Annotated in this window: 13 protein-coding genes; 6 read left to right on the top strand and 7 right to left on the bottom strand. The window is 65.1% G+C overall.

Annotated elements, in window-relative coordinates:
- Nucleotides 1–861 precede the first annotated feature (861 nt).
- From HBF25_RS13200 to HBF25_RS13190, 3 genes are all read right to left on the bottom strand, one after another.
- Nucleotides 862–1,512: a response regulator gene (locus HBF25_RS13200; RefSeq protein ID WP_166949124.1), complete on the bottom strand. Its 651-nt coding sequence runs from the start codon at nt 1,510–1,512 to the stop codon at nt 862–864.
- A gap of 206 nt (nt 1,513–1,718) precedes the next feature.
- Complete coding sequence (locus HBF25_RS13195) at nt 1,719–2,054, bottom strand: hypothetical protein (RefSeq protein ID WP_166949122.1); 336 nt, start codon at nt 2,052–2,054, stop codon at nt 1,719–1,721.
- 95 nt (nt 2,055–2,149) lie between these two features.
- A complete protein-coding gene (locus tag HBF25_RS13190; RefSeq protein WP_243853211.1) occupies nt 2,150–3,226 on the bottom strand; it encodes a hypothetical protein in 1,077 nt (358 codons plus the stop codon).
- A gap of 300 nt (nt 3,227–3,526) precedes the next feature.
- On the opposite strand from HBF25_RS13190, the gene HBF25_RS13185 reads away from it, so the two are divergent.
- Nucleotides 3,527–5,047 carry a dienelactone hydrolase family protein gene (locus HBF25_RS13185; protein WP_166949121.1) on the top strand — a complete coding sequence of 507 codons (1,521 nt, stop codon included), beginning with the start codon at nt 3,527–3,529 and terminating at the stop codon, nt 5,045–5,047.
- Nucleotides 5,048–5,083: 36 nt separating this feature from the next.
- Nucleotides 5,084–6,535, top strand: a complete 1,452-nt coding sequence (locus HBF25_RS13180) for a phospholipase D-like domain-containing protein (protein WP_166949119.1) — start codon at nt 5,084–5,086, stop codon at nt 6,533–6,535.
- 6 nt (nt 6,536–6,541) lie between these two features.
- Here the strand turns inward: HBF25_RS13180 and HBF25_RS13175 are convergent, their stop codons facing one another.
- From HBF25_RS13175 to HBF25_RS13165, 3 genes are read right to left on the bottom strand one after another with little or no spacing between them, the layout of a single operon-like run.
- Nucleotides 6,542–6,835 carry a DUF6587 family protein gene (locus HBF25_RS13175; protein ID WP_166949117.1) on the bottom strand — a complete coding sequence of 98 codons (294 nt, stop codon included), beginning with the start codon at nt 6,833–6,835 and terminating at the stop codon, nt 6,542–6,544.
- Nucleotides 6,832–8,679 carry a ferrous iron transport protein B gene (feoB, locus tag HBF25_RS13170; RefSeq protein WP_166949115.1) on the bottom strand — a complete coding sequence of 616 codons (1,848 nt, stop codon included), beginning with the start codon at nt 8,677–8,679 and terminating at the stop codon, nt 6,832–6,834. Before feoB ends, HBF25_RS13175 begins: the two co-directional genes overlap by 4 nt.
- Entirely contained in the window at nt 8,676–8,921 is a 246-nt protein-coding gene (locus tag HBF25_RS13165) for a FeoA family protein (RefSeq protein ID WP_166949113.1), read from the bottom strand. Before HBF25_RS13165 ends, feoB begins: the two co-directional genes overlap by 4 nt.
- Before the next feature lie 125 nt (nt 8,922–9,046).
- On the opposite strand from HBF25_RS13165, the gene HBF25_RS13160 reads away from it, so the two are divergent.
- Together HBF25_RS13160 and dacB are read left to right on the top strand one after the other, a co-directional pair.
- Nucleotides 9,047–9,832 carry an enoyl-CoA hydratase/isomerase family protein gene (locus HBF25_RS13160; protein WP_166949111.1) on the top strand — a complete coding sequence of 262 codons (786 nt, stop codon included), beginning with the start codon at nt 9,047–9,049 and terminating at the stop codon, nt 9,830–9,832.
- A complete protein-coding gene (gene dacB / locus HBF25_RS13155; protein ID WP_166949109.1) occupies nt 9,820–11,238 on the top strand; it encodes a D-alanyl-D-alanine carboxypeptidase/D-alanyl-D-alanine endopeptidase in 1,419 nt (472 codons plus the stop codon). The genes HBF25_RS13160 and dacB overlap by 13 nt, the downstream gene beginning before the upstream one ends.
- Nucleotides 11,239–11,376: 138 nt before the next feature.
- Here the strand turns inward: dacB and HBF25_RS13150 are convergent, their stop codons facing one another.
- Nucleotides 11,377–11,862 carry a glutathione peroxidase gene (locus HBF25_RS13150; protein WP_166949107.1) on the bottom strand — a complete coding sequence of 162 codons (486 nt, stop codon included), beginning with the start codon at nt 11,860–11,862 and terminating at the stop codon, nt 11,377–11,379.
- Between the two features lie 107 nt (nt 11,863–11,969).
- Here HBF25_RS13150 and HBF25_RS13145 point away from each other — a divergent pair, with 107 nt between their 5' ends.
- A complete protein-coding gene (locus tag HBF25_RS13145) occupies nt 11,970–12,974 on the top strand; it encodes an ATP-binding cassette domain-containing protein (RefSeq protein WP_166949105.1) in 1,005 nt (334 codons plus the stop codon).
- Complete coding sequence (locus HBF25_RS13140) at nt 12,971–13,645, top strand: methionine ABC transporter permease (RefSeq protein WP_166949103.1); 675 nt, start codon at nt 12,971–12,973, stop codon at nt 13,643–13,645. The genes HBF25_RS13145 and HBF25_RS13140 overlap by 4 nt, the downstream gene beginning before the upstream one ends.
- Nucleotides 13,646–13,740 lie beyond the last annotated feature (95 nt).

The raw sequence follows: 13,740 nt of genomic DNA, 5'->3' as shown, positions 1-13,740 counted from the left end.
GGGATTCTCCGTGATCGACGCAACGAATGCGTCGGTGGCGGCGACTATCCCGTCCGGCGGAATATGGCGACATCGGGAAAAACCTGATTGCAGGCCAGATCTCAAAAATCAGGTTTTTCCTGATGCTTGCATGAGTACGACGCAACTCGCAGGTTCTGTCCCCCACCCATCCCCCACACGGCTGTGCGTTTGCGACACCCAACCTACCCCGTCGTCCCTGCGAAAGCAGGGACCCAGTGCGGTGCGGTAGGTTTTAGCGACAGGGCTACCTACACACGAGCCGATGAGACGTGGTCGTGTCCATCGGTGAACCGAGGCGCTGGGTTCCAGCTTTCGCTGGAACGACGGCTGTGCTGTGCGTTTGCGACACCCAACCTACCCGTCATCCCTGCGAAAGCAGGGATCCAGTGCGGTGCGTTAGGTTTTAGCGACAGGGCTACCTACGCACGAGCCGATGAGACGTGGTCGTGTCTACTGGTGAACCGAGGCGCTGGGTTCCAGCTTTCGCTGGAACGACGGCTGTGCGTTTGCGACACCTAACCTACCCGTCGTCCCTGCGAAAGCAGGGATCCAGTGCGGTGCGGTAGGTTTTAGCGACAGGGCTACCTGCACACGAGCCGATGAGACGTGGTCGTGCCTACTGGTGAACCGGGGCGCTGGGTTCCAGCTTTCGCTGGAACGACGGCTGTGCGTTTGCGACACCCAACCTACCCCGTCATCCCTTCGAAAGCAGGGATCCAGTGCGATGCGTTAGGTTTTAGCGACAGGGCTACCTACACACGAGCCGATCAGACGTGGTCGTGTCTACCGATGAACCGAGGCGCTGGGTTCCAGCTTTCGCTGGAACGACGGCAGGGAGTTTCAGGGATCGAGTACTGTGATGCCCTCACGCAGCGCATAGCGCGTGAGCTGGGCAAGGCCCTGGATGCCGAGCTTGGCCATGATGTGCTCGCGATGTGTGCCTACGGTCTTGATACTTACGTGCAGGCGCCCGGCGATCTCCTTCGTGGAATACCCTTCCGCGTATAGCTGGGTAATTTCACGTTCCCGCGCGCTCAGAGCCACTTCCGGCTCCATTTCGACCTGGCGACCGCGCTGATCGAGCGACACCAGGTGTTCAAGTTCGGGGCTCACGACGTAGCGCGATTGCAGTACGGCATCGATGGCTGAGACAAGCACATCGAAATCCGCACGCTTCAGGATATATCCATGCGCTCCCGCATCGAATGCGGCGCGAATCCAACGCGTATCCTCGTATGAAGACAGGCAAAGCATGCGGGTCTTCGGGCAGCGCGGCGCGATGCGTCGGGCAGCTTCCAGACCACTCAGTCCGCGCATGGCACAGTCGAAAAGAATCAGGTCAGGCTGCCCGCGCAAAGCCTGTCGCACGAGTTCGCGCCCATCCCCCGTGCTTCCCACGATGTCGAAACGCGGATCGATGGCGAGCAGTGCCGCCAGCCCGTCGCGCAGAAGGGCCTCTTCATCCGCCAGTAAAAGGGTGACGCGCTTCATGTGTGCCTCCATCGACATGCGACGGAACGTACACCTTGTATCGGTGTGAGCAGAAGCAATCGGATGCGCATGGTTGGTTCCGGTGAATGAGGTGACGCGACGGTGGGCGCTTGGCGCACCGGCGTCCTTCCGGAAACCTTACGGTCGTGAATCGATGTGTTTGCGGCACACGAAATATTCAATCTACGTGGCGATATGCGCCTTGATCAGTCCGTCAGGAAGCGCACCGCTACGGGAAGCACCAGGATGAAGACGAGCAATTCCAGCCAGAATATCCACACGGCACCCAATGGCCTCCGCCATGGCCGCCCGATGACGGCGTAGGCAATCAACATGACAAGACCCAACGGCGTGACGATCACGCCAATGTCGAGGATGCTCACTGCTCCGTAGAACGCCATCATCCCTCCCCCGCCCAGGCCGATCACGACCAGAAGCAAGGGTGGAATCCAGAGACAGAGCGTGCCCAGCCAGAAAAGCAGCCCCGCCCATCCGGCGCGACGCTCGTAGGTGGAAACGGGAATAGCATCCTGATCGGTCATTGCAGCTCCTGGAAGCCCGGAACGACCGGATTCTACATGGATGGTACAAACACGAACGCCCGGGCTGTCCCGGGCGTTCGCTCATGGCTTCGCGATCAGTTCGACTGGGCGAACTGGATGGACGGCGTGCTGCCGCCCGAGGCGGTGCAGCGGCCAAGGGTGAGGTTGTTTTCCTCGCCCGTGGTGCCACCGTTGTTGGGGCCGACGCAGGTCGGTGCATTGGTGGTGCCGTCATTGACAGCCACCTTCACACTTACCGACGACCCGCTGTTGAACGACGCCACGGGATCATTGGAACCATTGCCGAAAATGTTGAACTCGGAGTTCTTCCAGACCGAACCGATGGCGAGCGTGCTCCCCGACTGGCTGACGGAGTGCGCCACGCCGTTGACCGTGAAGGTCACCGTGTCGTTGCCGTTGACCGAGGCAGAACCCGCGAGCTTGATGCTGCCAATGCTGGTGATGGGCACATAGTCGACGCTCACCAGATTGCTGTTGCGGTAGCAGGCCAGCTGGGCCGAATAGGCGTTCCAGCCCGAAGGGCAGCCGGTGCGGCGATAGGCCGATGCATCGGAGACGTAGAACCAGTTCTGGATGAAGGCGCCCGGCGAGCCGGTACCCGGGTCAGTCGAATAGATGAACTGCTCCCACACCTGGCAGCTGGAATAGCCATAGCGCTGGCAGGCCGAGGTATTGCTGCCCATGTTGGTGTTGATCTGCAGCGAGTAGTCGTCCGAACCGGAGCTGACACCCGTGACGGTCGGGAAGCTGCCCGTGGCCGAGCGCGTGAGCTGGCCGGTGCGGGCGGCATAGTCATAACCGTTGCCGGCGTTGAAGACACTGCTTTCCGTACGGGCAGAGACCGTGCTGCGGCTGCTTGCCGGCGAAACGGCATCGGCCGGCTGCACCGAACGGAACGACGGCACCGGGCCGCAACGCTCTGCCGTCCACACGGCGCTCGGGTAGGTGGCGCGGAAGCAGCCGTCGGCCGGCGGCGCCTGGCGATTGATGTTGTCGTGCCAGGCCTGCACCGCCTGGGCGCGGGCCGTGGCAACGACATCCTGACTGGCCTGTGCGGCAACAGCCGAAGCGAGCGGCGTGGCAACGAGCAGCGCCGCCAGCATGGCGGAACGAACCGGACGACACACGATGGACCCCTTCATCGAAGGCATATCTTTCTCCCTGAGCATTGACTCGATGATGTTCACCGCCATGCCGGATTTGTATCCTGCACGGAGGCGCGTTTCCCCCCTTCCAGGTAGAACGTGCCCACCCTCCCGCCACCCCCGCCCTCAAATGTGACCAGCCGCACATTACGTATGCGCAGGCTCACAAGCGACTGCGTTTCGCAATAAATTGCGATCATTAGCGCCAGCTGCACCCGCCGCCGGCCTCCAGACACAAGGTGTCTGGAGGCCGGCGCTCTCGCGACCAGCGTTATGATCGCCCCTTCTGAAAAGGAGGCCAGAAGCTTGCGCGCAATCCTGCTCATCATTTCCTTGCTCCTGTGCTCCATCGCGCATGCCGTCGAATCATCACCACCCTCACCGGCCACTCCGGGTTCATGGCAGGTCGGTTTCCGTGTCGTCGAACAATCCGATGCGTCCCGTAGCGATAACGGGGAACATGCCGCGCGACCGGTGCAGACACTGATCTGGTATCCCGCCACCCAGCGCGGCAAGGCCTTGCGGTACGAGGATTACCTGGAACTAGGGGTCGCCGAGAACGACTTTTCACGTACACCGGCAGAACGCAGAACCCGGACAGACGCGAGCCTGCGCGCCTACACCGTGCTGGGTACCACGGCGGGGGATATGGCCCGGTGGCGCGATGCCCCTGTTGCCGCATCACGCGATGCATCACCAGCCAGCGGGCGCTTTCCCGTTGTCATCTATGTAGCCAGCGACAGTTCGCCTGCCTTCGAGAACGACTGGCTGTGCGAGTACCTTGCCAGCCACGGCTATGTGGTCATCGCCAGCCCATCTCACGGCATCGATGGCGGTTACATGACCGATGGTCGCCTTCCCCACGACCTTGCAAGCACGCGGGCACAGGCAGCGGATATCGGCTTCCTGATCGGCTATGCCGGATCACTGCCTTTTGCGGACACCACAAAACTCGCCGTGGTGGGCTATAGCTGGGGCGGCATGTCGGGTGCGTTTGCAGCAGCGGCAGACAAACGTATCCGGGCCATCGTGGAATGGGATGGTTCGCTTCGTTATTTTCCCCGTCTTCTACGGGCTGCACCGGATATCGTTGCCGAAGACTTCACCACGCCCATGCTGTTCATTGCCGACCGGGAAGATCCCATCGTCCCCGCCAGGGATGCGTGGCCACAGAGTTTTGTCGCCCATATCTCCCATGCCGACCTGACCCTGATCGGCATGAAGCGACTGTTCCACCAGGATCTCTCCGCACAGAGCCTGCGCCTGGGCAGCATGGCAGTCCACACGGACACAACGCTTGCACAGCGACTTGAAAGCTACGCATGGATGGAGCGCTATACGCTGGCCTTCCTGGACGAGCGTCTGAAACATGATGACACTGCCCGGGCCTTTCTCGACGCGACATCCCTGCAGAACCATGTGCCGCCCGGCACCCTGACGGTCATGAGACGGCATGCCACGTCATCGTCAGGCAATCGTGCTGATTTCGCAGCACGGCTCGATGCCACCAATGACGATCCGATGAACGTCTATCGCCCCTATGCACGCCAGCACCCCGGATTCCAGCTCGCCAACGACACGTTCTCACAGTGGATATCACAGCTCATGGCGACCGGCGATACGGCGAAGGCATCGAGAGTGGCCCTGCTATGGACGGAGGTGCTGCCACGAAGCAGTGAGGCCTGGTCGTCACGAGCCACCATGGAGGACATGCAGGACATGAGCGAGCAGGCCATCCGTGACTACAGGCGGGCACTACGGCTGGATCGCGGCAACATCCTCGCGAAACGGCGCCTTGCGGCGATCACCGCTGCTCCTGGGCATTGACGGCGCCCATGCGGGATGTCGGTACACTCGGCGCCCATGAACCTACGTCACCACAGTACGGGCTTCGCCCACCGCCTGTTCGCCGAGCAGGCGCTGAGCCGCAGTGCAGGAGCACCGCTCATCGGCGGCAATGCCGTCGAGCTGCTGATCGACGCCCAGGCTCACTATGACGCATGGCTGGATGCCATCGCGAAGGCCCGGCGCTATGTGCTGCTGGAAAACTACATCATCCGCGACGACCGCATCGGCCGCAGCTTCCTCGATGCCCTGGCGGAACGTGCCCGCGCAGGCGTCTTCGTCGCGGTGATCGCGGACTGGGTCGGTTGCATGGGCCAGTCACGCCGCTCGTTCTGGAACGAACTGCGCGCCGCCGGCGGCGAGATACGCATCTTCAATCCGCCCCGCCTGGGCAGCTCGTTTGGCTGGGTCAGCCGCGATCACCGCAAGGTGCTTTCGGTGGATGGCGAACTCGGTTTTCTGTCGGGGGTATGCATCAGCGAAAAATGGCTGGGCGAACCGGAGCGCAACGTGCCGCCGTGGCGCGACACCGGTGTGGCGCTGCGGGGCCCCGCTGTCGCCGAGATCGAACATGCCTTTGCCGACAGCTGGCGGGAAGCCGGCGGACCGCTTCCCGATACCCTGCTTTCTCCCACCCCGCCCATCGCGGGCGACGTATCCCTGCGCGTGATCGCGACGCAACCCAGCACGGCCGGCATGTATCGCCTCGACCAGATGGTGGCCGCGATGGCCCGACGCACGCTATGGCTGACCGATGCCTACTTCGTCGGCGTGGCGCCTTATGTGCAGGCACTATCCGCGGCGGCGCGCGATGGCGTGGACGTGCGCCTGCTGGTGCCCGGCACCAGCGACATTCCCATGGTGGCGGGCATGTCGCGCTCGGGATACCGCCCGCTGCTCAAGGCGGGTATCCGCGTCTTCGAATGGAACGGCTCGATGCTGCACGCCAAGACGGCGGTGGCCGACGGACGCTGGGCGCGCGTGGGCTCATCGAACCTCAATATCGCGAGCTGGCTGAGCAACCGGGAAATCGACGTCGCCATCGAGGATGATGGCGTCGCGGCGCAACTGGAAACGCAGTACCTGAGCGATCTCGACAACGCTACGGAGATCCTCCTGCGTCCGCGCAATCGCCGTAACGGCAACGAACGCATGCGCAGCCGCACGCCGCGTCCGCCACGCCCGAAACATGCGGGCGGCAGTTCCAGTCGCGCAGCGGCAGGCGCGCTGCGCATCGCCAATACGGTGGGTGCGGCGATCACGCAGCATCGCGTGCTGGGGGATACGGAAAGCGGCCCGCTTCTGGCGGGTACGGTGCTGGCAGCCGTGCTGACCTTGGTGGCCGTGTTCTGGCCCGCCGTCATCGCATGGCCACTGGCACTTATCGGTGCCTGGTTTGCCGTGAACCTGGCGGTGGGCTGGTGGAGCATGCGCAGGCGACGGAAGCGCAAACCTCCGTCGCCTGGGTGAACCGGATCACTGCCGTGATTTGAATGTCAGCGGCTGGGAATCGGTGCGTGCGGCCGGTGCCGGGCCGCAGCTGTTGCAGGAATCGCAGCCATCACCGCAGCTGCCCGATGCGCTGGCAGGCTGCAGCCTGCGGCCCAGGCTACGCACGAAGGCCGGGCGGCCGTCATGGTTGAGGCTGGCCGACATGCCCGCCATCACGCGCGTGGATGTCCTGGGCAGCAGCTTGCGGAACGCGACCCAGGTACTGGCCAGCACGACGATGCCGATGATGGCGGCCTGCACGATCTGGAAGGTATTCACGAGAGCGCCCTCGCGATCTGGTAGGTGGCGAGCGAAGCGAGATAGGCCAGGCCGAACAGGTAACCGGCGGCTACTGCCACGTTGCGCCAGGAATTGGTTTCGCGGCGGATCACCGCCAGCGTGGACATGCACTGCGGTGCGAACACGTACCAGGCCAGCAACGACAGCGCCGTGGCAAGCGACCACTGATGGGCGATGACGGGACCCAGCTGCGATGCCACGGCATCGTCGCTGCCGGACATCGCATAGACGGTGCCCAGCGCGGCCACCGCAACTTCGCGGGCGGCAAGACCCGGCACCAGCGCGATGCAGATCTGCCAGTTGAAGCCGATGGGGGCGAACACGTATTCCAGGATGCGCCCCAGACGGCCGGCCAGGCTGTAATCGATGGCCGGGCCCGTAGCGCCTTCCGGCGGCCCCGGGAAACTGGACAGGAACCACAGCAGTACGGTGAGCGCGAGGATGATGCCGCCGACGCGCTTCAGGAAGATCAGCGCGCGCTCCCACAGGCCCAGCGCGATATCGCGCACGTTGGGCAGGCGGTAGGACGGAAGCTCCATGATGAGCGCGTGTTCGCTTTTGTCCTTGCGCATGCGCTTGATAACGAAGGCCACGCCCAGCGCGCTGAAGATGCCCGCGAAATACAGCACGAACAGCACGATGCCCTGCAGGTTGAAGATGCCCCACACCGCGCGATCGGGAATGAATGCGGCGATGAGCAGCGTGTATACGGGCAGGCGCGCCGAGCAGGTCATCAGCGGTGCGACGAGGATCGTGGTGAGCCGGTCGCGAGGGTCCTGGATGCTGCGCGTGGCCATGATGCCGGGAATGGCACAGGCGAAGCTGGACAGCAGCGGGATGAAGGCGCGACCGGTAAGGCCCACGCGGAACATCATCTTGTCGAGCAGGAAGGCCGCGCGCGGCAGGTAGCCGGATTCCTCCAGCACCAGGATGAACAGGAACAGGATCAGGATCTGCGGCAGGAACACCAGCACGGCGCCCAGGCCGGCGAATACGCCGTCGTTGAGCAGGCTGTGCAGTGCGCTGTCCTCGGGCAGCACGCTGGTGACGACGTTGCCCAGGCCCGTGACACCGGCCTGGATCGCATCCATCACCGGCTGCGCCCATGAGAATACCGCCTGGAAGATCATGAACATAAGCACGGCGAGGATGCCCAGGCCGAACACCGGGTGCAGCACCCAGCGGTCGATGGCATCGTCGAGGGCCGCGTTGTCGCGCGATGTGGTGACCGTTGCGGCGAGGATGGAGCGCACTTCGGCGTGCAGCTGCTCGACGTTTGCCTGGTCGACGGCCGAGGGCTGGATCTCCGGCACCGCGCTGTCGATGCGCTCGATGAGGCCCTTCGCGCCTCCGCGCTTCACGGCGATGGTTTCCACCACCGGAATGCCGAGGCGGCGCGAGAGTTCGGCCACGTCGATGTCGATGCCGCGACGACGTGCCGCATCCATCATGTTGAGCGCGAGCACCATGGGCCGGCCCAGGCGCCGCACTTCGAGCACGAAGCGCAGGTGCAGGCGCAGGTTGGTGGCATCGGCCACGCAGACGATCAGGTCGGGTACGGCCTCGCCCGGATAACGGCCCAGGCAGACGTCGCGAGTGATGGCTTCATCGGGGCTGGTGGCATCGAAGCTGTAGGCGCCGGGGAGGTCGAGTACGTGCAGCGTGCGGCCGGAAGGCCCCACGAAGCGGCCTTCCTTGCGTTCCACCGTGACGCCGGCGTAGTTGGCCACCTTCTGGCGGCCGCCGGTGAGCTGGTTGAACAGCGCCGTCTTGCCGCAGTTGGGGTTGCCGACCAGGGCAACGCGCAGGCTGGCGGCGCTCATGCGGCGCCCTCCACGCTCACTTCCACGCGAGCCGCCTCGTTGCGGCGAAGCGCGAAGCGCGTCGAACCAATCTGGATGAGCAGCGGATCACCACCCAGGGGGCCCTTGGCGACGAGGCGCACGGGTTCGCCTGCGACAAAGCCCAGGTCGCGCAGGCGCTGCGCAATCGGGTCGGCGGGATGGGCATCAGTGACGGACTTGACCACGGCTTGGGCACCTTTCGGCGCGTCTGACAGGCGCACTGGGCTTACTCAAATAAGAACTGTTCGCATCATACGCCCTTGGCCCGGGCCATGCATCCCGGGCTGAATCGCCCTTCGCCGACAACCCATTATCATCGGGTGTTTCGCCTGATGGAGTTCGTCGCATGTCCGCAGTGGAGCTGAGCCGTTCGGGCCACGTCGCCCGCCTCACGATGAACCGCCCGGAGGTTCATAACGCCTTCGACGACGCGCTCATCGCCGATCTCACGGCCGCCATCGACGAACTGGACCGCGATCCGGGCGTGCGTGCCGTGGTGCTGACCGGTGCAGGCGCAAGTTTTTCCGCCGGTGCGGACCTGAACTGGATGCGCGGCATGGCGCAGGCCAGCGAGGACGACAACCGCGCGGATTCGCAGCGCCTGGCGCGACTGATGCGCCGCCTGCAATTCCTTTCCAAGCCCACCATCGCCCGCGTCAATGGCGCGGCTTTCGGCGGTGGCGTGGGGCTCGTGGCCTGCTGCGACATCGCCATCGCCGCCGAAGGCGCGAAGTTCGCCCTTTCCGAAGTGAAGCTGGGCCTCGTGCCGGCCGTCATCTCGCCATATGTGATCGGCGCCATCGGCCTGCGCCAGGCCCGCCGCTTGTTCATCACGGGCGAGATCTTCGCCGCTGCGCAGGCGCTGGCCATCGGACTGGTCCACGAAACCGTGGCCGCCGATGAGCTCGATGGTGCCGTGGACCGGCTCGTCGCACTGCTCGGCAAGGGCGGTCCGGTGGCCCAGGCCGAGGCCAAGCGCCTTGCGCTGGGCATGGGCGGCATGACCGAGGCCGGCATGGAATCCATCGACGCGGACAACGCCGCGCTGATCGCCCGGCTGCGCGTGTCCGCCGAGGGCCAGGACGGGCTCTCGGCCTTTCTCGACAAGGCCCAGCCCACATGGCTGCGCTGAGCCGGCGCGCCCGTGCCGGCGGCGTCCTGCTGCTTGCCCTGTGCTGCGCCCTGCCCGTTCACGCAGCGACACTGAAGGACCAGATCGATACCCAGCTGGCCCAGCCACGTTTTGCCGGGGCATCGTGGGGTATCGACGTGGTCTCGCTGGACGACGGTCACACGGTGTATGAGCACGACGCGGGGCGCCTGTTGTTGCCTGCCTCCACCGCGAAACTCTATACGGCCGCCTTTGCGCTTGACCGGCTGGGGCCCGAAGGCCGCACGCATACCGATGTGCTGGCCGGTGGCGAGGTGTCGCGAGGGCGTCTGCACGGACCGCTGATCCTGCGCGGACGCGGCGATCCGACGCTGAGCGGCACCGACTGGGCCGATACGCTTGCCGCGCAGGTGCTTGCCCAGGGCATCCGGCGCATCGACGGCGGCATCGTGGGCGACGATACGGCGTTCACGGGGCCATCGCATGGCAGCGGCTGGGAGGTGGACGATCTCCAGGCCTATTTCGGCGCCTCGACGGCCGCGCTCGACATCGACGAGAACACGATGGTTGCGGATATCTCGGCGCAGGGCGTACGCGTAACGCCTGCCGATGCCGCCATCGCGCTGGCTGGGCAGCCGGCGGATCTCTTGCAGGTCTACCGCGAGCCCGGCAGTGCCACCGTGCATGTCCTGGGTGGCGTGACGCAGGGGGCGCCAGCCCGGCGGCTGGCTCTCTCGCTGCCCGATCCCGCCCTCACGGCGGCCCGCCGGCTCCAGGCGGCGCTGGAGCGTCAGGGTGTACGTGTCGATGGCGAGGCACGCAGCCTGCGCTGGCCCGTGCCGCCGCCGTCGGGCAACGTGCTGGCATCGTTTCCATCACCTGGCGTGGCGGACATCCTCCGTACCGGCCTGAAGCGATCGCAGAACCTGTATCTGCAAAGCGTTTTCCTGCTTACGGGCCTTGCATCACCTGATCCGGCGCTGCCCCGTGCCGAAGACCGTGCGGCGAAAGCGCTGTCCGCATGGCTCGAAGCACGCGGTATTGCGCCGTCGTCGACAATGCTCGTGGAGGGCACGGGCCTGTCCCGGCATGACCTGACCACGGCGGGTTCGCTGGTGCGCCTGCTGACGCTGATGGACGCTTCGCCTTTGTCTGCCTTGTGGCGCGGTCTGCTACCCGTGGCCGGCGTGGACGGCACCCTGGCCAACCGCATGCGCGACACGGCGGCCATGGGCAACCTGCAGGCCAAGACGGGCAGCATGAGTTTCGTGAACGCGCTGGCGGGCTATGTCACCACCCGCAGCGGCCAGAAGCTGGCGTTTGCCATCATCCTCAACAATTACCGGCCGGGTGATGGCGCGCTGCCGGTGTCGGCGGAGGTGGATGCCATTGCGGTGATGCTGGCGCAGGCGCAGGGGCGGCTTTGATTCATGCAGGCTGGTCGCGCGCAAGGCGCGCTCCTACAGGTAACCCGTGCCTTGTAGGAGCGCGCCTCGCGCGCGACCGGCCAAGCCCCGTTTACCTGTACGTACGCGACCGGCCAACAAAGCAACGCCACGACACCATCAAGGCTTCAACCACTCCGGCAGATCCTTCCCGATCTTCTCCGGCGTATCGGTCGGCGCATAACGCTCCACCACTTCACCATCGCGATTCACCAGGAACTTGGTGAAATTCCACTTGATCCCCTCGGTGCCGAGCAACCCCTTCTTGCTGGTCTTCAGCCAGCGGTACAGCGGGTGCGCGTGCTCGCCGTTGACCTCGATCTTGGCGAACATCGGGAAGCTCACGTCATAGGTGAGCGAACAGAAATTGCGGATCTCCGCCTCGTCGCCAGGCTCCTGGTGGCCGAACTGGTCGCAGGGAAAGCCAAGCACGTCGAAGCCCTGCGCCGCGTAGTGGCGCTGGAGTTCTTCCAGCCCCTTGTACTGGGGCGTGAAGCCGCACTTCGAGGCCACGTTGACCACCAGCAGCACCTTGCCCTTCCATTCGGCCAGCGAGCGTTCGTTGCCGTCGATGTCGCGGGCGGAGAAGTCGTAGATGGTGGTCATGCCGGTCCTCGTTATCCATGGAATAGCCAACAGTCTACGCCGCGCGCCGCCGTCCTTGGACCGGCTTCGGCTACCATGGACGCCTTTCCGGCCAAAAGACCCGAACCGTGATCCGCTTCGCCGCCGCCTCCAAGTCCTACCGCGTGGATGGAACCCCCGTTCCCGCGCTGCATCCCGTCGACCTGGAAATCACCAAGGGCGAGGTGTTCGGCATCATCGGCCATTCGGGCGCCGGCAAGTCGACCATGCTTCGCCTGATCAACCTGCTGGAGCGGCCCACCTCGGGCCAGGTGCTGATCGGCGGTCGTGATGTCACCCACGCCGAGGGTGCCGAACTGCGCCGCCTGCGCGCGGGCATCGGCATGATCTTCCAGCATTTCAACCTGCTGTCCTCGCGCACGGTGGCCGACAACGTCGCCTTCCCGTTGCGCATCCAGGGCGGCATCGGCGAAGACGAGATCGCGCGCCGGGTGGATGAACTGCTGGCCCTGGTCGGCCTCTCCGCGCATGCACGCAAGTATCCGGCACAGTTGTCTGGCGGCCAGAAGCAGCGCGTCGGCATCGCGCGCGCACTCGCCAGCCGGCCATCCATTCTCCTCTGCGACGAGGCCACCAGCGCGCTCGATCCGCAGACCACGGCCTCGGTGCTGGAACTGCTGGCCGACATCAACCGCCGGCTGGGTCTCACCATCGTGCTCATCACCCACGAGATGGACGTGATCCGCCGCGTCTGCGACCGCGTGGCGGTGCTCGATGCCGGTCATGTCGTCGAGATGGGCACGGTAGCCGATGTGTTCCTGCATCCCCAGCATCCCACTACACGCCGCTTCGTCGCCGAGGCGGACCACCGCGAAGGCAGCGGCCCCGACTATCCGGGCGTGCCGGGACGGCTGTTCCGGCTGTCGTTCCGTGGCGATGCCACCTATTCCCCGCTGCTGTCCCGCGTCGTGCGCGATACCGGCATCGAATACAACCTGCTGTCCGGTCGCATCGACCGCATCAAGGACACGCCCTACGGCCAGCTCACCCTGGCGATGAATGGCGAACGCCTGGAAGACGCACTCATCCAGATCCGCAGCGCCGGCGTCGATATCGAGGAAGTGGCCCGATGAACCTCATGCAGACCCTGTTCCCCAACATCGACTGGCCGGAAATCGCCCGCGCCTGCCTCGACACCCTGCTGATGCTCGGCGGCTCGCTGCTGTTCACCCTGGTGCTCGGCCTGCCCCTGGGCATCTGGCTGTTCCTCACGGCACGCGGCCAGCTGCACGCGCAACCGAAGCTCTATGGCGTGCTGTCGCTGGTGGTGAACGTGCTGCGCTCCATTCCCTTCATCATCCTGATGATCCTGCTGATCCCGGTCACCCAGGCGATCACGGGCGTCAGCATCGGCATCCGTGGCGCCATCGTGCCGCTGGTGATCGGCGCGGCGCCGTTCTTCGCCCGCCTGGTGGAAACCGCGCTGCGCGAAGTGGATCGCGGCGTGATCGAGGCGAGCCAGGCGATGGGCGCCACCACGGGCCAGATCGTCACCCGCGTGCTGCTGCCCGAGGCCCGTCCGGGCCTCATCGCCGCCACCACGGTCACGGCCGTGGCCCTGGTCGGGTATACCGCCATGGGTGGCATCGTAGGGGCCGGCGGCCTGGGCGCACTGGCCTACCAGTACGGTTACAACGGCTACAAGCCGGATTACATGCTGGTCACCGTGGCGCTGCTGATCGTGCTGGTGCAGGTGTTGCAGATGCTGGGGGATCGGCTGGTGGCGCGGTACAGCCGGCGCTGAGGCGCCCCTCGGAGATTTCGCGGACCCGGTCGCGCGCGAGGCGCGCTCCTGCATGCGCGCTGGCTTTTTGCATCCGGCGGTATGGACGTCTATGC

The sequence above is a fragment of the Luteibacter anthropi genome (assembly GCF_011759365.1).
GTDB classification, from domain to species: domain Bacteria; phylum Pseudomonadota; class Gammaproteobacteria; order Xanthomonadales; family Rhodanobacteraceae; genus Luteibacter; species Luteibacter anthropi.
This window is presented reverse-complemented; position numbering and strand designations above follow the sequence as displayed.